The organism is Halalkalirubrum salinum (assembly GCF_005543295.1).
GTDB lineage: Archaea > Halobacteriota > Halobacteria > Halobacteriales > Haloferacaceae > Halalkalirubrum > Halalkalirubrum salinum.
This window is the reverse complement of the sequence record NZ_SRSG01000032.1, coordinates 59864-81168: the sequence shown is the minus strand read 5'-3', so window position 1 is coordinate 81168 and position 21305 is coordinate 59864. Positions and strand designations below refer to the sequence as shown.

Below are 21305 nucleotides of genomic sequence, written 5' to 3'. Positions count from 1 at the left end.
TACAGAGCGAGCGAACCGGCGTGGGAAGCGGTTCAAATGCAAGGGGTGTGGCTTCCAAGATCACGCTGACCGGAAAGCGGCGGTGTGCGTAGCCCAAGAGTGGTTCACCGAGCAGAATGAGACTGTGCCGTCTTCGAGAGCCTTCCGTGCGTGCGGACGGTGAGACGGACGGCATCGGGCCTGTGTGAAGAGGCCGACTCCCACGGACCAGTTTTTGGTTCGGGTGTCCACCGACACGGAACGTCGGCGCAAGGCGAGAGCCAAGCGCGAGAGGAATTAAAGACTGTTGCCCCGACTCCAGGGTAGACACGGACGCCACGGGTCACCCGACCCGTGGTACTTCACCGAGCGAAACCGGTTTTAGCAATCATAACCGACGGTCGGCCATGACGATCGTCGCGCTCGACGACACAGATTCCCGCGAGCGAGGGATGTGTACGACGTACCTCGCGGCGCTTGTCGGCGAGGAAATCGCCGACGCCGGTGGCTCCCTCGACGGCCACTGGCTACTCCGGCTCAATCCCGCTGTCGAGCACAAAACCCGCGGGAACGCGGCGCTGGCGATCGAGACGGACCTCTCTGTCGAAGCTGCTACCGCGATTGCCACCGCAGCGATCGAATCCCGCGCAATCAGTGCGGACCCCAACACGAGCCCCGGTCTCGTCGTCGCGCCCGGCGATCGTTCGGACGTGCCAGCAGCCGTCCAACAGTTCGGCCAGCAGGCACTCCGGGAAATCCACGGGCTGGCGGACGCGATCGAACTGGCCGACACATACGACTACACTCACCGCGGCTGGGCCGCCGCGGGCTGTGAGACGATCGGCCGCGGCCGGATCGGCGCGCTGGCGGCGATCGGCTTGATGGCGACCCTGGCGGAGCCGACCTACGAGCACATCTCTTATCGCGTCTTCGATCGCTGTGGGACGCCCCGAGACGTCAACTACGACTCGGTCGTGGCTGCCGCCGAGGCAGGATATCCGACCGTCTGGGATACCGTCGATCGCGTTGAGGAACAGGCGGTGTGTGTCCCGCACGCCCCAGGTCCAATCCTGCACGGGATTCGCGGCGACGATCCCGACGCGTGCCGGCGAGTCGCGTCACTGATTGAGAGTGAGCCGGTCGATCGGGCGGTGACATTCCGGACGAATCAGGGAACAGATGCACACCTTCGGGCGGGGACGATCGGATCACTGCGCGAGGATCGTGGCTATCGAGTTGACGGGATCGTTGCCAGTGATCCGCACACTGAACGCGGCGGCCACGTCTTTTTTGAACTCTCCCCGCCGGCGGCTGCGGAGGACGCTGTCGCTCGGGAGGGGCAGACGATCGACTGTGCGGCGTTCGAACCGACGAAGCGTTTTCGCGATCGGGTTCGAGCGCTTCGGGCGGGCGATCGAATAACTGCATGCGGCGAGATGAGCAACGGGACGGTGAAACTCGAGAAGCTCGCTGTGCGATCGCTCATCGACAGCGAACAAAGAGCGCCAACATGTCTGGACTGTGGGCGGACGATGAAATCGGCCGGCCGAGACGCCGGCTACCGCTGTCGCGACTGTGGGACAAACGCGCCGGGGAAGGTCGAGGTCCCGATCGAGCGATCGATCGAACCAGGATGGTACGAAGTCCCGCCGTGTGCGCGTCGCCACATCGCAAAGCCGCTCGTCCGCGGCGGCTTCGACGCAGCGATCCATCCAGAGCGGTAACGCGGCTCAACAGAATTTGACGCGAAGTTGGATCAGCCTTTTAATCCGCTTCCTGTGAGCGGCACAACAACGTCATCATGGTGATCGATCGTCCCCTGCTCGCGGTATACCTCTAGCGCTGCGGACGCGATCGCACACGTCGGCTCGGTGTAGAACCCATTGCGGTGCAGCCGCGAGAGCGCCGCTTCGACTGCGTCCGCACCGAGGGCGATCGCGTCTCCGTCAGTCGCCTCGATCGCCGCGTGGATCTCCTCGGCCCGGACTGGCTCGCGGATCTGGATCCCGTCGGCGATCTCGTTTGTGTCGGTCTCCGTCGCGCCGGTCTCAGTCGCATTGGTCTCCATCGCGTCAGAATGTCGATCGTCAGCGATCGGAGCGTAGCCGCTCGCCTGTGCGGCCAACAGTCTCGGCATCTCGTCGATCCACCCGGCGTGTTCGAGTGCGTGAAACCCTCGATAGGCACCCAAAAACAGCGTTCCGTGCCCCAGTGGCAACACGACGGCGTCGGGTGCGTTCCAGTCGCGCTGGAGAGCGATCTCGTAGGCGATCGTCGCCGTGCCGGCGAGGAACGCAGGATTCCACGCGTGGCTCGCGTACCACGCCTCGCCTGACTCGACCGCTTGGAGACACGCGTCGGTGACTGCCTGTCTCGTGCCCTCGACGCGAACGGGCGTCGCGCCGGCGCGTTCGATCGCCCGGAGCTTCGAGGCTTTCGCCGCGGCCGGCACGTATATTTTGGCGTCGATCCCCGCACGGGCGGCGTAGGTGGCGATCGCTGCGCCTGCGTTCCCCGAGGAGTCCTCGACAACAGTATCGACTCCGACCGCGGTCGCCCGCGAGAGGATCGTCGTTGCGCCGCGATCTTTGAAGCTCCCCGTCGGGAAGACGTACTCCAGTTTGAACGACGCATTCCATTTTGGGGCGTCGACGAGTGGTGTCATCCCCTCGCCGAGGGTAACGTGCGGCTGTTCGGGGATGAACGCATCAAACGCCCACAGCCCGTCTCTGCCGTCGAACGTCGCCGGATCGGGCGCCGGCCCGTCTGCGATCGGCCACTCGTCGTAGGTCAGCACGCCGCCGCACGAACAGCGCCAGCGATCGCGGTGGGTGGTCCCACAGTCGAGACAGCGGAGGTGGGCCACGTCGGGGTCACGGGAGGAAGTATCTATGGTCATCGTCCGCTCAGTAGGTGTCGATGTTTGTCGCGACCGAACAGACGTATTCGCCAGTTGCGACCTGTGGCAGCCGGCGCGATCGCCAGAAGATCCCGCTGTTGTCCGCGGTCACACGGGCTTTGAGCTCGCCGAACATATCCGTCACCTCGAACAGCGTCTGGCGCGGCCGTACCCGCTCGCCGAGTTCGCACTTGAACGTCACGAGTCCACCGGACGGGGAGCCGTACTGATCGAATCCTTTCGCGCGGGTCTGCGTTTCGAGTTCGACTTCGCCGTCGAGAAAGCCGTAGTATTTGAGAACGTTGTAGATCCCGGTCAGTCCGATCGAGATGCTCTCTTCGTCCCAGCCGACACAGCCGCCGAGTTCGGGGTCGATCGTCGGGATGCTGTTGTCCGGGCCGACGCGGGCGAGTTGGCCGTCCGGGCCCTTCTGATCGATCACGTAGCCGGTGCCGAACACCTTCGCGAGCTTGAGACACTCGCCGTGGAGTCTGTGGCGTTGACCACAGCGGATCCGTGCTTCCGTGAGCATCCGGCTCGTCGACCCCTGATGAAGGTCCAAAATGAGATCCGCCTCGCGGGCGATCTCGTAGGTCGCTGCGGCGATGCGTTCGGAGGTCGAGCCGTTCTCGTTGCCAGGATAGGTCCGGTTCGTCTTCCGATCGTCGATCGGGTTCCGATGCTCTGCGACCTGAAAGCCGTGGTAGTTGACGATACCGACGACCACGAGCTCGCCGGAAAGTTCTGCAGGATCGAGCTGTGGGACCAACCGGCTCACCACGCCGAGTCCGTTGAGTTCGTCGCCGTCGCTAACCGCCTGGATGTAGAGTCGTTTGCCGTCGGCTGCACCGTTTATCACCGCGACGGGCAACGCCGCTGGGCTGCCGTCGCGTGTCTCCCCCACCTGCAGCCGCCCGGTGTCGATTTCGCCCGGGGGCGCACTCGCGGTTCCGACCGTGAGAGTCATTGCTTCGATATCGGTCGGGCTGACCTTAGGCGGTTCGATCGGTGCCGATTTCACGATCCGGACCCAACAGCAGTTGTGAGTCAAAACGTACCCGATCGCCCACCGACGGCGATCCTGATCGACGAGCTCGCGGTCCCGCGAAACGCGACCATTGGGGCGATCGTCGGAGTAGCCGTTGCCGCCGTACTGTACCTCGTGCGGGTCTTTGAGCTCCTGGGTCCAGTTGCGGGAACTCGCCAGTACCCTATGTTCGGTCCGGAAGGCTGGTTTCTGTTGTTGGCGTTCGTGTTAGCTGTCGCCGTGACGCTTCTCGTGACGATCGTCCTCACGGTTGTGACGGCGTATCGACTCACGCGGACAAGTGAAGAATAATCGCACGCGAGCAACTCAGTCGGCCGTGCAGGGTTCGCCGTCGCCGGAGACCGTATCGGCCGCCGGCGTGAGCTGATAGAGGTTCTGTCTGGCGTCTGCGAAGTAGACGTCTTCGTCAACAATCCCGATCCCTTCCAGCCGTTCGAGCGCGTATCGCACCGTCCGCGCGGAGAGCATCGACTCCTCGACAATCCCTTTTTGGGTCAGTGGCCCGTTGTACTCCAGCACTTTGAACACGAGCTTTGCACTCGGTGGGAGATCGTCTAGACTCTCCTTTGAGGTTCCAGCCATCATTACGAATCGAAACGGTGCAACTGCATAAAGCTTGAGGAACTGTGTCGCACTCCAGTGGAATCTGGGATCGTTTCTGGAGAGCGCTGTGCCGTATCCAAGCCGAACGGCTTTTGATGGCGGCTCTCGGAGATAGCCGTATGGCGACAGAAACGACAGCCTCAGGTCTCTCTGATCACGTTCGCGGAGTGACCGTCACCACGATCGCCTGCCTCGCAGGTATCATTTCGGGTGTCGCGTCCGCGGTGGTCGTCGGGACTGACCCCGCGGCTGCGAACAACACCTTAGCGGTGGTGATCATGGCCGCGTTCATTTTCGTGCAGTATCCGATTTACAAAGTGGTCGGCGTCAACCTCGAGGAGTTCGGCATCAAAGACAACCTCTACGTGTCATTTATGACGTTCTCGCTTTGGTTCATCACGTTCGCGATCCTCCTCACGTCGGAGGTACAGCTGTAAGATGGCCGACGACAGTATCGCCGTCGTCGATTTAGATCGCTGCCAACCCGATCGATGCAACTACGAGTGTGCGAACTACTGCCCGCCGAACCGCACGGGCAAAGACTGCATCGTCACCCGCGGCGATCACTTTGACGAAGACGAGCCCTACGAGGGCGGCCCCGAGCAGATTCGCATCTCCGAAGAGATCTGTCTCGGCGAGACCTGCGGGATCTGCGTCGAGAAGTGTCCCTTCGACGCGATCGAGATCATCAATCTCCCACAGGAGCTTGATGAGGATCCGGTGCACCGCTACGGCGACAACGCCTTTTCGCTGTACGGGTTGCCGGTCCCCGAGCCGGGCACGGTCACGGGGATCCTCGGGCCCAACGGGATCGGGAAGTCGACAGCGGTCAAAGCGCTGGCCGGCGAGATCGTCCCGAACCTCGGTGCGTTCGACATTGAGCCAGAGTGGGAGGCCGTCCTCGATCGGTTCCGCGGAACGGAGCTGCAAAACTACATCAAGCGGCTGATGGCCGGCGACATTACCGTTTCGCGCAAGCCGCAGTACGTCGATCAGATCCCAAAGCAGTTCGACGGCAACACTCGCGAGTTGCTCGAACGGACCGACGAGCGCGGGGCGTTAGATTCGCTCATCGATCGCCTCGGCATCGCGCCGGTCATGGACCAGGATATCGATTCGATCTCCGGCGGCGAGCTCCAGCGCGTTGCGATCGCGGCGTGTCTGGCCCGGGATGCAGACTTCTATTTCCTCGACGAGATTACGCCGTACCTCGACATCGGCCAGCGGATGACCGCAGCGCGGCTCATTCAGGAGCTCGCGGCCGACGAGACAGCCGATCGATCGATGCTCGTCGTCGAACACGACCTCGCGATCCTTGATCTGCTCGCGGATACGCTCCACGTGGCCTACGGTGAGCCTGGGGCGTTCGGTGTCATCACCGATCCCAAGTCGGTTAGAAACGGGATCAACGAGTACCTCAAGGGGTATTTGACCAACGAGAACATGCGGATTCGCCCGGAGTCGATCACCTTCGAAGAGCACGCACCGCGTGAATCAACCACCGGGCAGCCGCTCGTCGAATACCCAGATCTGCACAAATCCTACGGCGAGGGCGAATTCAGCCTAGACGTCGAGGGTGGAACGATCTACGAGAGTGAAGTGCTCGGGATCGTCGGTCCCAATGGAATCGGGAAGTCGACGCTCGCGAAACTGTTCACCGGCGCATTAGCGCCCGACGAAGGATCGCTCGACTTCCGACTCGACATCTCCTATAAGCCCCAATATATCGAGATCGACCAGCCGATGCGCGTCGACACGTTCCTCTCGTCGATCACCGACCAGTTCGGCAGTTCCTACTGGAACACCGAGGTCGCAAATCCGCTGCAGTTGAACCGGATCATGGAACAGAACCTCAACGACCTCTCCGGTGGGGAACGCCAGCGCGTCGCGATCGCCGCGTGTCTGTCTGATGAGGCCGACCTGTACCTGCTCGACGAGCCCTCTGCACACCTTGACGTTGAACAGCGTGTCCGGGCGACGACCGCGATCCGCCGGTACGCTGAAAACCACGACGCAACGGTTGTCGTCATCGACCACGACATCTACATGATCGACCTGATCGCCGATCGGCTCATGGTCTTCGACGGCGAGCCGGCCAAACACGGGCAGGCTGCGCCGCCGAAAGGAATGCGTGCGGGGATGAACGACTTCCTCGCCGACCTAGATATCACGTTCCGCCGCGACGAGCGAACGGGTCGTCCGCGTATCAACAAGCCGGACAGCCAGAAAGATCAATCACAGAAGCGATCGGGCGAGTACTACTACTCAGTCTGATCTGTTCCACTGTGCTGTCAGTCCTCGTCGCCGCGGTTTCGTAGCGCCCGCGCGCCGGGTAAGACACCAAGCACCTTCGTGACGTAGCCAAGTTTGAACAGTCCAAACTGTGTGAGCACACCGAGTGCAAAGAGGCCGAGCAAAATCGGTGCGACCGGATCGAAAAGCAACGGATCGGGACTAATCGCCTCGCGTGCAGCGTCGAGATCGGCGAACGTAATCGATCGCGAGGCGAACACTGCCCCGAGGTACGAGGAAATAAACACCATCGCCGTCTTCGTCATGAACGTCCCGAACGCCGCTGCGAGGACGCCGATACCGACTGCCGCAAGTACCTCGATGTACCACGCCCCACTGACGAGTGCCGGTGCGATGACCGACCAGCCGAGGAGGGTGCCCGCGACAAACGAGACGCCCGCGACAACCATCGAAAACAGCATGTAGGTCAAGAGTACGCCGACGCCGGCACCGATGAGAACACCGGCGACCAGTCCAATGGGGCCGGCAACACCGGCTGCGGCTGCGATCGACGGGACGACGAGGTAGCCACCGGCACCGCCAACGATTGCTCCAGCCAGTCCGACACCGTAACTCGACAGCGTTGCCCCGCCAAACAGCAACACGACGCCGGCGAGCACGAGGCCGATCGCAACGGGATCGATCATCGCCGATCACCGCTGACATATCGATCTGGTTGTCTCATACTCAGTGATCTGTCGCCACCGGCATATGTTTTGTTACATTCTGTCTTGCTTGACAGTCATCGCGTTCGATCACGGCCGACGATCGACTCGAACGTGTCGAGTGCCGAGCGATCCTGCGCAGTACTGACCGCACCCGGAGTGTTGAAGACAGATCGAACGAACCGTGAGGCGACAAGCAGCTCTCGGGATGGGGTGCCCTCGATGGCGGTCGCCTCGAGTGCTGCTTCGAGCAGACAGGTCGCGGTGACGACCGAAAACACGTCCTCAGCAAGTTCCTTCGCGTGCAACTGTGCGTGTTCAGGGTCTTTTGTAGCAAGCGATCCGAAAAAGCCCTGGAGATCGACAAACGCCTCGCGAACAATGCCCGCGAGTGCGGTTAGCTCTCCATCAGCTGTCGCTTGCGTCTCGATCGTCCCGAGCCGATCGTCTATCTCTGGGATGAATGCCTCGTGGGCTGATTCGCGATCGAGCGCCCGTAACACGTCGAGTGCGAGGACGTTTGTCGCGCCTTCCCAGATCGGCAGCACCTGTGCATCCCGGAGCATCCGGTGGGTAACGAAGTCGTTCACGTAGCCGTTCCCGCCATGGATCTCCATGGCGTAGGAGGCGGTGTCGACGGCCATGCGGGCAGTTTTGAGCTTGGCGATCGGCACGAGCAGCCGCATGAGTTTGAACGCGTGCTCGTCGTCTGCGTCGCGGTGGACGCGATCGAGCCACGTTGCCGCCTCGAACGTGTACGTCGCCGCGGCCTCGTGATCGACGGCCATCTCGACGAGGTCGCGTTTCATAGAGGCTCAAGGCGGAAACCCACGACTTTAGTCGTGGGTTCCTGACCAGGGGGAAACTGTCGAGTGTCTCGCCAAACGCCTCGCGTTCGCCTGAGTGGGCGGTCGACTCGAGCAGACATCGACCGATGATCCCAACAGCAGCGGCGGCGTTCGCGAGCCGTTCGAAGTTCAGCATCGTCGCCATCTGCTTGAAGCCGTTTTCGGGCTCGCCGACGAGAACACCGCGGGCCCCGCGGAGTTCGATCTCGCCGGTTGGGACGCTGATTGTCCCGAGTTTGTCCTTCAGCCGACGGTACAGCATGTCGTTCAGTTCTCCATCTGGCGTGGTCCGTCCGACGAGAAACAGCGACAGTCCGGCGGTGCCCGCCGGCGCATCCGGCCGCCGGGCAAGCACGAGCGCTCCCTCCGCGTCGATGTTCGAGCAGAACCACTTCTCGCCTTCCAGCGCGTAGATCCCGTTTTCGCGGTCGATCGGTCGCGCGATCGTCTCGTTTGCGCCCACGTCGCTGCCACCTTGCTTTTCAGTGAGAAACATTGCCCCCTCCACGAGCTCGTCGTACTCGGTCGTCGTGAGTCGATCGAGCGGCTCCCCCAGGCGGCCGTCATCGAAGCGATCGAGCACCAGCGCGACGCCCGCGGTCATCGAGACTGGACAGTACAATCCGGGATCGGCGTACGATAGCAGTGCCCCCATCGACAGCGTGTGCAATAGCCCGAGTGGCTCCTCACCGTCGGGCGGCGCGTGGAACGCGTAGGCAACGACGCCCGCATCCGGACCGTAGGTTAGCCGCTCGTTCTCGAACTGTGCGGGATGATACTCAACGTGGTTGCGAACCTCGCCGTCTCGGTCATAGGTGTGGAGCGTCGGTCCCCGATCGTCGATCAGATCTGCGTTGTCGGCTATCGTTTCGGCGACGACGCGGCCGTAGTGGCGGAGGTACGGTTCGGCGACCGAGAACCGATCGGACTCACGGGTGTGGTCCGCTGCGGAACCGCATGATTGCCGCTCGCTGGCCCCGCTGTTCGCGTCATCGGCGCGTTCGTACGCCCGCCGAACGACCCGCTGCAGCGTCCGATCAGCCGTCCAGTAGTTCCGGCGATCGCGATCGGGCTCTCGTGACATGTCCTCGTCATCGAGTCACACCGCAAAAGAGCTACGTGAACGCTGGTTCCGTGCAAAACGAGTTTATTCTCGGAAAATGCACCGACAGCGACTGCTTACCAACAAATTTCACCGAACGAGCCGGCTACAACTCCCACAGAGGTTCTCTTCTTTGACGTCGACCTCTCGAACCGTGGGCGAAAACGACATCACGCACTTGCTGTTATCGCAGTGTTCGAGCCCAAAGGTGTGGCCGATTTCGTGGACGATCTCCTTGCGGACCCGATCGGCGAAGACATCGGTTGCGGACTTTGTCGTAATGCCGCCGTCCGAGGATGTCTGCAGCCGGTGTGTCGAGATAACTGAGCCGTTGCCGTTGAGGTATGCGAGCCCGAACACGTAGTTGCGCCGGCGATAGAAGAGATCCTGGGTCGTGATTCCGATGTTTTTTTCGCCTGCGCCAACGCGGCTAACGAGGTCGATGAACTCCTCGGCGCGGTATTGGTTGCGGCTGCGATCGAACGCACCGTCGGGGATTGACTGGGTCTCGTGGACGCTCACGTCCACGTCGTAGACCGAGCGTAGCGCTGCAGAGGATTCCCGCTTGACCTGGGCGGGCACGTCCCCGATCGGTACGATGTCGACAAGCATACAAACGGTTATGTCCGGGCGGTTCTTAAGTTTCCCGCCGTGACATACCGATCACGTCGTCCGATTGTACGCTATCTCGCCCGCTATGACTCGCTGGTTGAGATCGGCATCGGTCGCCGCCCTGAAGTCGCTGCCGGCCTCGTCGATCGCGACTGCGACGTCACCGTCGTGGATGTTCACGATCAGTCCGTCCCGGACGGCGTTTCGTTCGTCCGTGACGACATCGTCGAGCGAAGCGCGGCCGCCGCGAGCCTGCCCGACGGGAAGGCTCGGAACGAGCGAGCGGCCACGCCGCGAGCAGCGATTCCGGCGGCGTACAAGGTCGACGCGATCTACGGACTCAACCTGCCGGCCGAACTGCAGCGCCCGGCCGCAACGTTGGCCGCGCGGGTTGACGCCGACTGTCTGTTCACCACGCTGGGGTTCGAGGAACCGGTGGTGCCAGTCGATCGGCTCTCGATTGACGGCCTCTCTGAACTGCTCTACCGCGTGGATGCCGACAGGCCGGCCGATCGGCGATGATACTGTTTATTGTAGCGAATCTCCGGTCGATCGACCAACGGATGTCGATCGATCCGGTAGACGACTACAATAGACATTATGAGGAACAACTGTTTTCACCTGCCGCCGCGATCGCACAGCCATGCAGGCGGACACCGTAGTCCTCGACATTGACGGCGTGTTAGTCGACGTTTCGGGCTCGTACCGGCGCGCGATCGTCGAGTCGATCGAGCGCGTCTACGGAGAGACGATCGACCCGGAAGCAATCCAGGCGTTCAAAAACGCCGGCGGCTTCAACAACGACTGGGAGCTGACGTACGCCGCGGCGCTCTTCATGCTCGCCCGCGAGACGGGAGCGACGGTCTCCGTCGAGACGTTTACTGATCGCATCGCCGCAGAGGGTGGCGGGCTCGAAGCCGCCGAAGCTGTGACCGAAGCGCTCGACGGAATCGACGCCGCAGTCTTCGATCGGTGGGATCGCGATCGTCTCCACGAGACGTTCCAGACGCTGTACCTCGGCACCGAACTGTACACTGAACTCGAAGGCGGTGCGCCGCCGTTCGACGCGCCGGGATATATCCACGACGAACCGGTGCTTCTCTCGACTGCGGTTCGAGACGAACTCACCGAAGCGTACAATGTCGGCGTCGTCACCGGTCGGCCGCGCGCAGAAGCCGAGATTGCCCTCGATCGCGTCGGGCTAGAGATTCCTCCAGTGCACCGCTTTACCATGGACGACTGGGAGCACGGCAAGCCACATCCCGCTGCGTTGGTCCGGCTGGCCGATCGGTTCGAGTCCGAGTCTGTGGTCTTCGTCGGCGACACGCTCGACGACATCGAGACTGCGGTGAACGCCGACGAGGCAGACCCCGATCGCACCTACGCTGGAATCGGCGCGCTGACCGGCGGGCTGACTGGCGAGGAGGGCCGATCGGCATTCGAGGCAGCTGGTGCTGCCGCAGTCATCGAATCGATCAACGACCTCCCGACGGTCTGTGATCCACGATGAGCCCATTTTTGCGCTTTCTGTTGTTGATGTTGGGGATCGACCTGCTCGGGTTCGGGGCCGCGGGCGTGTTGACTGCCGACCAGATGCTCCGGCTGTACATCATTGGGGGAACGCTCCTGCTCTCGCCGTTCGTCGCGTTCTACGCGGTGTACGGCGCGGATCCGAGTGCGATCGGGGACGCCTTCGATCGCTGACGGTGGAGAACGCCTTCGATCGCTGACGACCGCGTTCGTGTACGATCGGGCTTCGATACCGGGAACCATCGCCGGTCGCGCAAGTCTTAGGATCGATCCGGCCTCAGTACTGGTATGCGAATTGCACTGCTTGGCGGCACCGGCGATATTGGCGAAGGATTGGCGCTGCGGTGGGCGTATCACACCAACCACGAGGTGATCATCGGCTCGCGGGATCCAGAGAAAGCCCGAACGAAAGCCGAAGAGTACGAGGCAGAACTCGACAGCCGCGGCGTCGATGTGAAAATCAACGGCTTCGAAAACGCAATGGCGGCCGATCGTGCGAGCATTATCGTCCTCGCGATCCCGCCGTACCACGTAAGTGACACTGTCGAGTCCGTTGTCGACTCCCTCTCGGCGGGCGACGTGCTCGTCTCGCCGGCGTCAGGCATGAAACGCGACGAAGACGGCTTTCACTACCACCGACCTGGTGCAGGCAGCGTCACCGCTCTGGCTGCGGAGGCCGCGCCAGCCGACATCCCTGTCGTCGGTGCGTTCCACAACCTCGCGGCCGGTCGGCTCGCGAACCTTGACGCCGAGCTCGGAATCGATACACTCGTCATCGGCGACGACCCGGACGCGAAAGACACTGTCTCCCGGCTGGCTGAAGGGATCGATGGCCTGCGTGCGCTGGATGCGGGCGGGCTCGCCAACGCTGCCGAGGTCGAGTCGGTGACGCCGCTTTTGATCAACGTCGCGATGAACAACAGCGGCCTCCACGATCTCGGTGTGCGGTTCGACTAAGATTCAGTCGTTCACGCACAGATCGACGAAGTTCCGAAGGATTCTGAGTCCGGTCTCGCCGCTCTTTTCAGGGTGAAACTGGGTCCCGAAGACCGTTCCCGACTCGTTTGCAACGATCGCCGGGAACCGGTCGCCGTAGTCGCTCGTCGCGACGATCGCGTCGGCGTCGTCGGGGACCGCGTAGTACGAGTGGACGAAGTACGCGTACTCGCCGTCGACTCCCGCTGCGATCGGGTGGTCGTTCTCGACGGTGAGTTCGTTCCAGCCCATGTGTGGGACCTTCACGTCGTCGCCGAAGCGGACGTTCGTTCCGGGGACGAAATTCAGCCCTTCGACATCGCCCTCGCCGGCGTGGGCGGCCTCCTCGCTGGAGCCGAGAAGCATCTGCATCCCCAGACAGATCCCGAAGATCGGCTGGCCGCGATCGGCGGCTGCGGCGAGCGGCTCCCGATACGGCCCGGCGTTGTCCATGCCCTCTTTGAACGCGCCGACGCCCGGCAATACGATGCCGTCGGCGTCTGCAAAGGTGTCCGGATCGTCGGTGATCTCGACGCCTGCACCCGCGCGTTCGAGGCCACGGGTAACACTTCTGAGGTTACCGAGGCCGTAGTCGACGACAACGACCGACGCGCGATCGGCCGTCTCGGCCGCCGACTCGGCTGTGGATTGGCTCATACTCGCCGATACGCGGGCAGTGTGAAAAGAGGTTGTCTTTCGGGCAGTGTGAAAAGCGGTTGTCCTTCGAACTGGGCGTTATTTCATCGCCGATTCGGCCATCCGTCGCGGGAAGCCGAGAATTAACTCCCAGATGCTCATCTTGACGTCGTCCGAGCGCAGCCGCGATCGGAGCCGCTGGCTGAATAACTCGACTGAGATGATGAGGATGAAGATTGCGAGCAGGCTCGCCATCATATTCGTAAACTGCAGGAGGTTCTGCTGGGCGGTGACGATATATCCCAATCCGCCTGCGCCGAGGACGCCGACTGTGACGCCGATCCGGACGTTGATCTCGAAGATATACAACGTCCACGCAATGAAGGCCGTCCGGACTTGGCTCAACATGCCGAAGAAGACAATCTGTGGCTTGCTAGCACCGGTCGTTCGCATCGCTTCGATCGGCCCGTCTTCGATCTCCTCCAGTTCATCAACAAAGAGTCGTCCGAGGTTGCCAATCGTGTCGAAGGCGATCGCGATCGCTGCTGACGCGGGGCCGAGCCCCAAGAACGGAATGAAAATCAGCGTCCAGATAATCGCCGGAATCGCTCGAATAAACGACATCGTGCCGCGGAAGATGAAATTAAACGGGAACGGAGTGACCCGCTCGGAGCCGAGCGTTCCGAATACTAACGCGAACGGAAAGCCGATAATGGTGCCGACAAAGCCCATCGCGAGGGTGATCCCCGCCTCTCCGAAGATCTGGAAGATACCGAGTTCCTGGAAGAAAAACGCGTAGATGTCCACCGGATCTGGCGGCAGCTGGAACAACATCCCGCCGATTTCTGGATCGTACAACAGGTTCTCCTGCCGCATGAACGCGATGTACTCGCCGACATCCAGGAACGGGAAGACGCCGCCGTACAGCGTGATCGGGAAGAACTCGCCCAACGAGTTGAGGAACGTCCCGATCCGTGCGTCCGGATCTAGAAGCTCTGTCGCAGCGAACGCCTGCAGGGTTGTAAACGCGAGGAACACGACGAGCGCAACCCAGCCGATCGCCCGCCGCTTGCGGCTTTGTTTGATGTTCTCAAACTGTGTTGTCAACGGTGGCGTCCGATCGATCGACTCGGACTCCGCAACGCCGCCGTCACTCCTCAGTTGGGTGGTATTCGGTTCCGTGCGGTCTCTGTCTGTGTCTCGATCGTTTGGTGTCACTGCGTCATCAGCTCCGGAATTCTCACGGCTTTGCGACCTCCTCAGTGGGTTCTCCTCTGGCGTCCCTCCCGCTCACGAACATCCCGTCGGTGTCGATGTCTCCGTAAATTTCGTCGATCGCGTCGATCGTCAGTTCCTCGCGGTAGCCATCGAACACCTTGTGTCCGTCTCTGAGCCCGATGAATCGCTGGCCGAATTTTCGGGCGATGTTCACCTGATGGAGGCTACAAAACGTCGTCAATCCGCGATCCTTTGAGGCCTCACGCAGGTATTTCATCACGTCCTGTGCGCTGCCGGGATCGAGGCTTGCGACCGGCTCGTCGGCGAGCAACACATTCGGCCGTTGGACTAACGCGCGGGCGATTCCGACGCGCTGTTGCTGGCCGCCGCTCATTCGACGAGCTTTCTGTTCTGATTCTTCCAGCAGGCCGACGGTCTCGAGTGCTTCGAGTGCGCGGTATTTTTCCTCTTCGTCTTGGAACTGAAGGACACTAGATAGAAAACCCGAGCGGTGTACACCGCCCGAAAGCGCGTTCGAGTACGCGGTCATGTCGCCGATAATATTGTGCTGTTGGAAGATCATCGCGATCTCTGGACGGGGTTCGCGCATCGGCTCGCCGTCGATGCGGATCTGTCCCTCAGTCGTCGAGAGCAACCCACTCATCGATCGCAAAAGCGTTGATTTGCCCGAGCCCGACACGCCGAGGACGATAACGAACTCTCCTTCTGGGACCTCGAAGGAGACGTCTTCTAACGCGACGGTGTCTCCGAACGTCTTCGTGAGGCCCTCAACTTCGATATGGGTCATAAGGTGTGTGGTAGCGTTAATTGTCGGCTTACAGATCTGCCCAATCGAGACCGAGTTCCTGTCCGAGTTCTGCAACCGGATCGTAATCCTCGACAGTCGCGGCTTCGACCCCGCTGAACCACAGTTCATGGGCCTCGACCAACTCGACGTCATCCTGTTCGTTGTCGCTCAGTTCGTCTTCATCCATCTCGAGCAGCTCTGGATCGATGCCCAGCGCTTCGGCGATCGCGGCCTGCGATTCGTGCTCGAGTGCTTCCTGTGGGGCGTCGATCATCAGCTCCCGAAGCTCTTCTTTCAGCGGCTCGTCCCACGCCCCGTTGCTCACGATCGGTGCGCGCGGAATTGGATCTGAGACGGCGAGCAGTCGAAGCTCGTTGCTGCCGTCGTCGTCGATGTTTTCGCCCGCACCGTCGTACTCTGCGGAGATATCGACGAAGTCCTGAGACATCTCGTCGAACTGCTCTTGGGGCACGAGCGCGGCTGTCGAGAACGCACCAGTTGCCGCGGCGGCGATCCGATCGTCCGCGAGGAGCTGTTCGCGTGCAGTGCTGTGATCCGACGTTCGCAGTTCGAAATCGTTCGGCGAGCCGCCCGGCGCACTTCCGATGTCGAATCCGGCGTTTTTCAGCATCAAAAGCGGGAACAAAGTACCCGACACCGATGTCGGCGCGGCCGACGCGACAACTTCGCCCTCGAGATCGGCCAACTCCTCGATGTCGCTGTCGGCCGTCGTGGTAATCAACGAAAAGTACTGTTCGGCACCGTACGCGACGCGCATTCCCGTCACGTCGATCTCATCTGGAATCTGTGCGACTGCACCGGGAGAGGTGTCTGCAAACACTCGATCGTCCTCTCCGGCACGCCGAAGCTCTTGGACAGTCCCGGAGTAGCTCGCAGTCGGCTGTCCATTGATGACGACGTCCGCCTCCGATTCGAGATATTCGAAGAGCGGCTGATACTGAACCTGGATGTCAATCTCCTCTTCAGCTGGGTTCATGACCCACGTGACTTCTGTCGGCGAGTCATCGCCGTTACCCGTCGTGTCACCGTTCCCGTCTCCGTTGCCGTTCCCACCGTTTCCATCACCGTTGCCGCCGTTTCCGTTTCCGCCCCCACCAGTGCAGCCGGCGAGCCCGACCACACCCGCGACGCCTGTCGATTTGATGAATGTCCGTCGATTCGCTGACCACCGTGTCTTGCGGGACATATTTGCACGTCCGTGTGGTGTCATTTATTGTTTTCTATGTGTTTTCTATATAGATACAATATTCGGCACCGAACCGTTAAAAAACGTTTTGCTGGCGGTATCTGGCTGCAGCGGTCAGTACATATAGATCAGAATTCTCCGAGCCGCGACTGACCGTTGTGGCTGTCATCGTCTGCCATCCCAGCGATCGCCGCCGCCTCGGCAATCGTCTCAAAGAAGGGCTCGCGCTGGCTGCGATCGTACAGCGTCGCTGCCGGATGCATCGAGAGGAGTACTCGTCGCGGTGCGCCGCCAAGGCGGGTTTCGACGATCGACCCCGCTTCTTTGGTGATCGCGACCGATCGATCGAGCAGGTGTTGACTTGGCACCTTCCCGAGCGTAACGAGCAGATCTGGTCCAACCGTCTCGATTTCCGTTTCGAGGTACCCACGACAGTTCTGAAGCTCCTCGGCCTTGGGGTCGCGATTCTCCGGGGGGCGACACCGAACGCAGTTCGTGATCCGGATCGCTTCGCGCGACACGCCAGCCGCCGATAGTGCCTCCTCCAGCACGTCGCCCGATCGTCCGACGAACGGTTCGCCCTGTTCGTCTTCGGTCGCACCCGGCCCCTCACCGACAAAAAGTAACGACGCGTCCGAGGGGCCCACGCCGTTGACGATCTGGCTCCGTGACTCGACGAGCGCCGGACAGCGCGTGCAGTCACACACGCGGAGGCCATCGAACCCCTCACCGCCGTCTGCTGTGTCCATGGTCGATCGACGGTCGCCGTCGACAAACCGTTGTTGGGATCGATTCGGAGAGCTATCGCTCTCACACTCGGCCCCAACAGAGCTATCAGACTTCGCCGGGATCGAACATCCATGCAACAGACGCTTCCACCAGAGACAACCATGGGATGCGTCGGATTACGCGTGAGTGACCTCGACAGATTGGCTGCGTTCTACACTGACGTCGTTGGATTGACTGCAATCGACCGTCGCGACGACGTGGTAGTCCTCGGCGCGGGTGATCGCCCGCTCGTGACACTCGTGAGCGACACTGCTGCTCCCGAACGAGACGCCAACGCGGCTGGGCTGTTCCACGTGGCATTCAGAGTGCCGAGTCGGGCAGCGCTCGGTGCGGCCCTCCAGCGACTCGAATCACACTGGGAACTGACCGGCGCATCGGATCACCGGGTGAGTGAGGCGCTGTACGCCCGCGATCCAGCGGGCAACGGCGTCGAAATATACCGAGATTATCCTCAAGCGAAGTGGCCCGACGCCCCGGAGGGACGCGTCGGAATCGACACGCTGCCGCTCGATCTCGACGGCGTACGCGAGGCCGCCTCTCAGGAACAGCCAGCGGTCGATTCTGCTCGAGTCCCTGATGAGACGGATATCGGACACATCCACTTGGAGGTGACCGATCTCGACCGATCGACCGAGTTTTATACCGACATAGTCGGCTTGCGGCTCCGCCAACGGTTTGGGGCTGATGCGGCGTTTCTCGCCGCCGGAACGTACCACCATCACGTGGGAATCAACACCTGGAACCGACGCACTGCCCCGGCTGGCGACGGCCGTGGCTTGGCGTGGTACGAACTGTGTGTCCCCGAACCGGCGATGGACGCGCTCGAAGCGCGGCTCTCGGAAGCTGACGCGATCGTCGATCACGACGCTACGGGGGTCGACGTGATCGTCGACTGCGAGGATGGGGAAATCAACGCGACCGATCCAGACGGAATCGCGATCCACTTTCGATCGCAGTGATCGCCTCTGTCGTCTCACCGACTCCAGCGCGCTACTGGCTGTCACAGTCGCGACGATACGCCCTGGCCGCCGATCGAGCAACTCTGAGCGGCTCTGGACGGCCCCCTTCGGGCGTGTAGGCACGAATGACCCGTGCAGCCGTGTCCTCGTCGAGACCAACCGATCGGACGAATACGGTCTCTCCGGAGACAGCCAACTCCTGCCGAGGTGGCAGCCGATCGTACCGCTGTCGACGCTCGGTCTGCTCGACGCCAGTGAACTCGCGATCGATCGCGGCAGCTAATCCCTCGCTGTCCTCGAAAGAAACCGAGATCACGGGCCGATCGGCCGCGGTCGCAATTGTCTCGAGATCGAGGATATTGAACCACGCTGGGGCGACACCAGCAAGCATTATCCACTGGATATCCGGTCGATCGAGCCGCGCGATTGCCTCGATCACAGCCGCTGTTGCGTCGAGCCCACTGACTGTACACGTCGAAAACACGAAGCCGTCAACGACCCGATCGGCGCGGACTACTGCCCCACTGAGGACGCTCCGATCGGTCCCATCGGAAAACGCAATCCCCAGCGCGCGACTCCCGTCTTTGAGATTCGTCACTACCGTTGAGATTTAGTACTAATCTTTCATTTCCTCGAGGCGATCGAGTAGTTCGTCGTTCGACGCCCCGATTTCGAACTGCACGTCGCCGTCGTGGGTGCTCTCGCCGGTCGACACGCCGTCTTCATCCTCGAAGTCGGTGTCGAACTCTTGATTCTCCTGTTCGGATTCGTCGTAGCTACCGAATCCCATATACATATGAATGTTCGATTCGGAGCGTAAAAAACACTGTGACGGTCAATTGACACGGATTTTACCAGTCTGTCGTCCGGTCTGGTCGCTCAGACACTCACTCAGAGTAGATGATGTCATCGAGGTTGTCGATCGTCAGATCGGTCCCTTTGCTCTCGCCGGGGAGGATGTCACCGAGCGATGCGTCCGAGTGCTCCGCCGAGTCGCCAGTCGCCCAGGGATCCTCGCATGTTATATGTCTCACCGACGCCGATCGACTACAAAAATCCATCCCGACGCTGCTATTTCAACCATGGTTACCTACTCGTAGGTACGTGATTCATTACACGTGAGCGTCTGTGTCCTCGCATGCAGGAATTCGATTTCGCGGTCATCGGAACGGGCTCTGGGCTCGACGTGGCGAACGTCGCAGTCAATCAGGGCCAATCCGTGGCGATCGTCGAAAAGGGTCGAATCGGCGGCACGTGTCTCAACCGCGGTTGTATCCCCTCGAAGCTGTTGTTGTACCACGCCGACGTGTTGGAGACGATCGAACGAGCCGACGAGTTCGGTATTGACGCGACCGTCGAAGACGTTGCCTTTGGCGAGATCGTCCGCGGGGTAACCGAAGACGTCCACGAGGACTCCGAATCGATCCGCCGGGGGTTGCGATCCTCCTCGGATCACGAACTCTTCGAGGGGGAGGGACGGTTCGTCGACGATCACACGATCGAGATCAACGGCGGCGCAGACGACGGCGAACAGTTTCGCGCGGAAACGATCCTCATCGCTGCCGGGACTCGACCATCCATCCCGCCGATCGACGGACTCGATGACGTCTCCTACCTGACGAGCACCGAGGCGTTACAGCTGGAGAATCGGCCCGATCGGCTCGTGATCGTCGGCGGCGGCTACATCGCCGCAGAGTTAGGTCACTTCTTTTCGACGTTCGGGACCGAGGTGACGATCGTCGGCCGCCGCCCGACTCTCCTGCCGGATGCCGACGAGGAGGTTGCCGAGTCATTTACCGATCGCTACGACGCCCGTGAGAACATCACGGTCTACACCGGATACGAGGCGACGAGCGTGCAGACTGCCGATGGCGAGGTGACGCTCGAGGCCGCGCCCTACGAGTACGGAACCGGGATTGTCGATGGCGATCGTGTGACTGCGACGGGCGATGAACTGCTTATCGCGGCTGGGCGACGACCGAACACGGACACGCTGAACCTCGAAGCGACGAGCGTCGAGACGGACGATCGTGGGTTTGTCCAAACCGACGAGTATCTCAGCACCGACGCAGACGACGTCTGGGCACTCGGCGACATCGTCGGTGAGTATCTCCTGAAACACAGTGCGAACCACGAGGCACAGGCTGTTGCTCGAAACATCTTCGGCCGCGAGCCCGAACCGGTCGACTACAGTGCGATGCCCGCAGCCGTATTTGGCTCCCCTGAGGTCGCCGGCGTCGGCAAGACGGAAGGCGAGTTGCTCGACGCCGATCGCGAGTACGCAAAAAACACCTATCGCTACGAGAACACTGCCCGCGGGGGCGCAATGCACGCCGAAGGATTCGTGAAGGTGCTCATCGATCTTGAGGGGACGATCCTGGGCTGTCACATCATCGGCCCGGACGCGTCGACGCTCATTCAGGAGGTCGTCGTTGCGATGAAGGCGGGAAGCGGGACAGTTCGGGACATCCGCGAGGCAGTGCACATCCATCCTGCGCTGCCGGAAGTCGTCCAGCGAGCGTTTTCCGGGCGGTTCGAACGCGGCAGGAACCACGATCACGATCATGGACACGGCCACGATCACGATCACAACCACTCACACGACTGATCGACAACTGATTGACTCACATCTGGTGACAGCAATGTTACCCGGGTACCGATTCCTTCGCGCGACCTTTTGTTCCAACAATCGTATACGCAGACGCAATGACAGAATAGTAGCGGAAGCCCACGACTTTAGTCGTAGGTTAAAGCGATCGGCACAAGTATACAAACTACACGAGAACCTTGATCTGTGATTCCCACGTCACTTCGACGCGTCGGCAACCCACCATACGATACCCCGTGCCCCAACCTTCATCTTATCAACACGCCCCTCCTGATTCAATTTTCGTAACCGGTAATACACTGCTTTTGATGTCACAGGCAATTGTTCAGCCACAAGTCTAGTCGTTAACACAGGCGTCTCAGCAGCCTCTAACACAGCAAGCACGTCCTCATCCGTTATTTTCGAGTCGAACTCACCGCCACTCTTCCGACCTTGATCAGTCATGATAAGTACATAAACTCCACCTCTTGTTAACCGTTCTCTCCGTGGTGAATCAAAACATTCATTACTGTTTTCTACATAGTAAA

General features: G+C 61.2%; 24 protein-coding genes and 1 pseudogene. 10 read left to right on the top strand and 15 right to left on the bottom strand.

Annotation, left to right across the window (positions count from 1 at the left end; all coding sequences use genetic code 11):
- The first annotated feature begins 386 nt into the window (after window positions 1–386).
- A complete protein-coding gene (locus tag E5K03_RS12160) occupies window positions 387–1703 on the top strand; it encodes a tRNA(Ile)(2)-agmatinylcytidine synthase (protein ID WP_138007098.1) in 1317 nt (438 codons plus the stop codon).
- A 32-nt stretch (window positions 1704–1735) separates the two neighbouring features.
- Here E5K03_RS12160 and E5K03_RS12155 read toward each other — a convergent pair whose 3' ends face one another.
- Window positions 1736–2872: a pyridoxal-phosphate dependent enzyme gene (locus E5K03_RS12155; protein WP_394343981.1), complete on the bottom strand. Its 1137-nt coding sequence runs from the start codon at window positions 2870–2872 to the stop codon at window positions 1736–1738.
- A gap of 13 nt (window positions 2873–2885) precedes the next feature.
- Window positions 2886–3845, bottom strand: coding sequence for a succinylglutamate desuccinylase/aspartoacylase family protein (locus tag E5K03_RS12150; RefSeq protein ID WP_138007096.1), 960 nt, complete (start codon window positions 3843–3845; stop codon window positions 2886–2888).
- A gap of 75 nt (window positions 3846–3920) precedes the next feature.
- Here E5K03_RS12150 and E5K03_RS12145 point away from each other — a divergent pair, with 75 nt between their 5' ends.
- Window positions 3921–4217, top strand: a complete 297-nt coding sequence (locus E5K03_RS12145; RefSeq protein WP_138007095.1) for a DUF7536 family protein — start codon at window positions 3921–3923, stop codon at window positions 4215–4217.
- Between the two features lie 15 nt (window positions 4218–4232).
- Here the strand turns inward: E5K03_RS12145 and E5K03_RS12140 are convergent, their stop codons facing one another.
- Window positions 4233–4508 carry a MarR family transcriptional regulator gene (locus E5K03_RS12140; RefSeq protein ID WP_137197610.1) on the bottom strand — a complete coding sequence of 92 codons (276 nt, stop codon included), beginning with the start codon at window positions 4506–4508 and terminating at the stop codon, window positions 4233–4235.
- Window positions 4509–4648: 140 nt separating this feature from the next.
- Here E5K03_RS12140 and E5K03_RS12135 point away from each other — a divergent pair, with 140 nt between their 5' ends.
- Both E5K03_RS12135 and E5K03_RS12130 read left to right on the top strand, forming a co-directional pair.
- Window positions 4649–4966 (top strand): EMC6-like membrane protein, encoded by a 318-nt coding sequence (locus E5K03_RS12135; RefSeq protein WP_138007094.1) that lies wholly within the window; start codon window positions 4649–4651, stop codon window positions 4964–4966.
- Between the two features lies 1 nt (window position 4967).
- Window positions 4968–6803 (top strand): ribosome biogenesis/translation initiation ATPase RLI, encoded by a 1836-nt coding sequence (locus E5K03_RS12130; RefSeq protein ID WP_138007093.1) that lies wholly within the window; start codon window positions 4968–4970, stop codon window positions 6801–6803.
- A 17-nt stretch (window positions 6804–6820) separates the two neighbouring features.
- Here E5K03_RS12130 and E5K03_RS12125 read toward each other — a convergent pair whose 3' ends face one another.
- The 3 genes and pseudogenes from E5K03_RS12125 to E5K03_RS12115 form a co-directional block, all read right to left on the bottom strand.
- The gene (locus E5K03_RS12125) at window positions 6821–7468 is read right to left on the bottom strand and encodes a phosphate ABC transporter permease (RefSeq protein WP_138007092.1); all 648 of its coding nucleotides are present in this window, start codon (window positions 7466–7468) and stop codon (window positions 6821–6823) included.
- Between the two features lie 95 nt (window positions 7469–7563).
- Window positions 7564–9418: pseudogene (locus E5K03_RS17940) on the bottom strand (acyl-CoA dehydrogenase family protein).
- A gap of 108 nt (window positions 9419–9526) precedes the next feature.
- Entirely contained in the window at window positions 9527–10048 is a 522-nt protein-coding gene (locus E5K03_RS12115; RefSeq protein ID WP_138007091.1) for an archaemetzincin family Zn-dependent metalloprotease, read from the bottom strand.
- A gap of 39 nt (window positions 10049–10087) precedes the next feature.
- Here E5K03_RS12115 and E5K03_RS12110 point away from each other — a divergent pair, with 39 nt between their 5' ends.
- From E5K03_RS12110 to npdG, 4 genes are all read left to right on the top strand, one after another.
- Window positions 10088–10570, top strand: coding sequence for a UPF0146 family protein (locus E5K03_RS12110; protein ID WP_138007090.1), 483 nt, complete (start codon window positions 10088–10090; stop codon window positions 10568–10570).
- Between the two features lie 121 nt (window positions 10571–10691).
- On the top strand, window positions 10692–11558 hold the full coding sequence (locus E5K03_RS12105; protein WP_138007089.1) for a TIGR01548 family HAD-type hydrolase: 867 nt from the start codon (window positions 10692–10694) through the stop codon (window positions 11556–11558).
- Entirely contained in the window at window positions 11555–11752 is a 198-nt protein-coding gene (locus tag E5K03_RS12100) for a DUF7534 family protein (RefSeq protein WP_138007088.1), read from the top strand. The genes E5K03_RS12105 and E5K03_RS12100 overlap by 4 nt, the downstream gene beginning before the upstream one ends.
- A gap of 114 nt (window positions 11753–11866) precedes the next feature.
- On the top strand, window positions 11867–12535 hold the full coding sequence (gene npdG / locus E5K03_RS12095) for an NADPH-dependent F420 reductase (RefSeq protein ID WP_138007087.1): 669 nt from the start codon (window positions 11867–11869) through the stop codon (window positions 12533–12535).
- Between the two features lie 3 nt (window positions 12536–12538).
- On the opposite strand, the gene hisH is transcribed toward npdG, so the two are convergent.
- The 5 genes from hisH to E5K03_RS12070 all read right to left on the bottom strand — a co-directional run bounded on the left by hisH (window position 12539) and on the right by E5K03_RS12070 (window position 17171).
- Complete coding sequence (gene hisH / locus E5K03_RS12090) at window positions 12539–13210, bottom strand: imidazole glycerol phosphate synthase subunit HisH (RefSeq protein WP_138007086.1); 672 nt, start codon at window positions 13208–13210, stop codon at window positions 12539–12541.
- Between the two features lie 78 nt (window positions 13211–13288).
- A complete protein-coding gene (locus tag E5K03_RS12085; protein WP_138007105.1) occupies window positions 13289–14314 on the bottom strand; it encodes a PhnE/PtxC family ABC transporter permease in 1026 nt (341 codons plus the stop codon).
- 115 nt (window positions 14315–14429) lie between these two features.
- Window positions 14430–15215, bottom strand: coding sequence for a phosphonate ABC transporter ATP-binding protein (locus E5K03_RS12080; protein ID WP_138007085.1), 786 nt, complete (start codon window positions 15213–15215; stop codon window positions 14430–14432).
- Window positions 15216–15243: 28 nt separating this feature from the next.
- Window positions 15244–16422, bottom strand: a complete 1179-nt coding sequence (locus E5K03_RS12075; protein WP_138007084.1) for a PhnD/SsuA/transferrin family substrate-binding protein — start codon at window positions 16420–16422, stop codon at window positions 15244–15246.
- Between the two features lie 128 nt (window positions 16423–16550).
- On the bottom strand, window positions 16551–17171 hold the full coding sequence (locus E5K03_RS12070) for a uracil-DNA glycosylase (RefSeq protein ID WP_138007083.1): 621 nt from the start codon (window positions 17169–17171) through the stop codon (window positions 16551–16553).
- Window positions 17172–17282: 111 nt separating this feature from the next.
- Between E5K03_RS12070 and E5K03_RS12065 the strand changes: the two genes are divergently transcribed.
- Window positions 17283–18170 carry a VOC family protein gene (locus tag E5K03_RS12065; RefSeq protein WP_138007082.1) on the top strand — a complete coding sequence of 296 codons (888 nt, stop codon included), beginning with the start codon at window positions 17283–17285 and terminating at the stop codon, window positions 18168–18170.
- A 31-nt stretch (window positions 18171–18201) separates the two neighbouring features.
- Here E5K03_RS12065 and E5K03_RS12060 read toward each other — a convergent pair whose 3' ends face one another.
- The 3 genes from E5K03_RS12060 to E5K03_RS17275 all read right to left on the bottom strand — a co-directional run bounded on the left by E5K03_RS12060 (window position 18202) and on the right by E5K03_RS17275 (window position 19204).
- A complete protein-coding gene (locus E5K03_RS12060) occupies window positions 18202–18768 on the bottom strand; it encodes an endonuclease dU (RefSeq protein ID WP_138007081.1) in 567 nt (188 codons plus the stop codon).
- Window positions 18769–18786: 18 nt separating this feature from the next.
- Complete coding sequence (locus E5K03_RS12055; protein ID WP_138007080.1) at window positions 18787–18960, bottom strand: DUF5786 family protein; 174 nt, start codon at window positions 18958–18960, stop codon at window positions 18787–18789.
- 97 nt (window positions 18961–19057) lie between these two features.
- Window positions 19058–19204 (bottom strand): hypothetical protein, encoded by a 147-nt coding sequence (locus E5K03_RS17275; protein WP_171006686.1) that lies wholly within the window; start codon window positions 19202–19204, stop codon window positions 19058–19060.
- A 104-nt stretch (window positions 19205–19308) separates the two neighbouring features.
- Here E5K03_RS17275 and E5K03_RS12050 point away from each other — a divergent pair, with 104 nt between their 5' ends.
- Window positions 19309–20778: a dihydrolipoyl dehydrogenase gene (locus E5K03_RS12050; protein ID WP_138007079.1), complete on the top strand. Its 1470-nt coding sequence runs from the start codon at window positions 19309–19311 to the stop codon at window positions 20776–20778.
- Between the two features lie 198 nt (window positions 20779–20976).
- Here the strand turns inward: E5K03_RS12050 and E5K03_RS12045 are convergent, their stop codons facing one another.
- A complete protein-coding gene (locus E5K03_RS12045; RefSeq protein WP_138007078.1) occupies window positions 20977–21222 on the bottom strand; it encodes a response regulator of citrate/malate metabolism in 246 nt (81 codons plus the stop codon).
- Between the last annotated feature and the right edge of the window lie 83 nt (window positions 21223–21305).

Excerpts from the sequence above, each read along its gene's own strand:
- E5K03_RS12140 (WP_137197610.1), bottom strand. The coding sequence starts at position 4,508 with ATGGCTGGAACCTCAAAGGAGAGTCTAGACGATCTCCCACCGAGTGCA.
- E5K03_RS12070 (WP_138007083.1), bottom strand. The coding sequence starts at position 17,171 with ATGGACACAGCAGACGGCGGTGAGGGGTTCGATGGCCTCCGCGTGTGT.
- E5K03_RS12065 (WP_138007082.1), top strand. The coding sequence starts at position 17,283 with ATGCAACAGACGCTTCCACCAGAGACAACCATGGGATGCGTCGGATTA.
- npdG (WP_138007087.1), top strand. The coding sequence starts at position 11,867 with ATGCGAATTGCACTGCTTGGCGGCACCGGCGATATTGGCGAAGGATTG.
- E5K03_RS12150 (WP_138007096.1), bottom strand. The coding sequence starts at position 3,845 with ATGACTCTCACGGTCGGAACCGCGAGTGCGCCCCCGGGCGAAATCGAC.
- E5K03_RS12045 (WP_138007078.1), bottom strand. The coding sequence starts at position 21,222 with ATGACTGATCAAGGTCGGAAGAGTGGCGGTGAGTTCGACTCGAAAATA.
- E5K03_RS12080 (WP_138007085.1), bottom strand. The coding sequence starts at position 15,215 with ATGACCCATATCGAAGTTGAGGGCCTCACGAAGACGTTCGGAGACACC.
- E5K03_RS12115 (WP_138007091.1), bottom strand. The coding sequence starts at position 10,048 with ATGCTTGTCGACATCGTACCGATCGGGGACGTGCCCGCCCAGGTCAAG.
- E5K03_RS12100 (WP_138007088.1), top strand. The coding sequence starts at position 11,555 with ATGAGCCCATTTTTGCGCTTTCTGTTGTTGATGTTGGGGATCGACCTG.
- E5K03_RS12130 (WP_138007093.1), top strand. The coding sequence starts at position 4,968 with ATGGCCGACGACAGTATCGCCGTCGTCGATTTAGATCGCTGCCAACCC.
- E5K03_RS12125 (WP_138007092.1), bottom strand. The coding sequence starts at position 7,468 with ATGATCGATCCCGTTGCGATCGGCCTCGTGCTCGCCGGCGTCGTGTTG.
- E5K03_RS12105 (WP_138007089.1), top strand. The coding sequence starts at position 10,692 with ATGCAGGCGGACACCGTAGTCCTCGACATTGACGGCGTGTTAGTCGAC.
- E5K03_RS12135 (WP_138007094.1), top strand. The coding sequence starts at position 4,649 with ATGGCGACAGAAACGACAGCCTCAGGTCTCTCTGATCACGTTCGCGGA.
- E5K03_RS12050 (WP_138007079.1), top strand. The coding sequence starts at position 19,309 with ATGCAGGAATTCGATTTCGCGGTCATCGGAACGGGCTCTGGGCTCGAC.
- hisH (WP_138007086.1), bottom strand. The coding sequence starts at position 13,210 with ATGAGCCAATCCACAGCCGAGTCGGCGGCCGAGACGGCCGATCGCGCG.
- E5K03_RS12055 (WP_138007080.1), bottom strand. The coding sequence starts at position 18,960 with ATGGGATTCGGTAGCTACGACGAATCCGAACAGGAGAATCAAGAGTTC.
- E5K03_RS12075 (WP_138007084.1), bottom strand. The coding sequence starts at position 16,422 with ATGTCCCGCAAGACACGGTGGTCAGCGAATCGACGGACATTCATCAAA.
- E5K03_RS12160 (WP_138007098.1), top strand. The coding sequence starts at position 387 with ATGACGATCGTCGCGCTCGACGACACAGATTCCCGCGAGCGAGGGATG.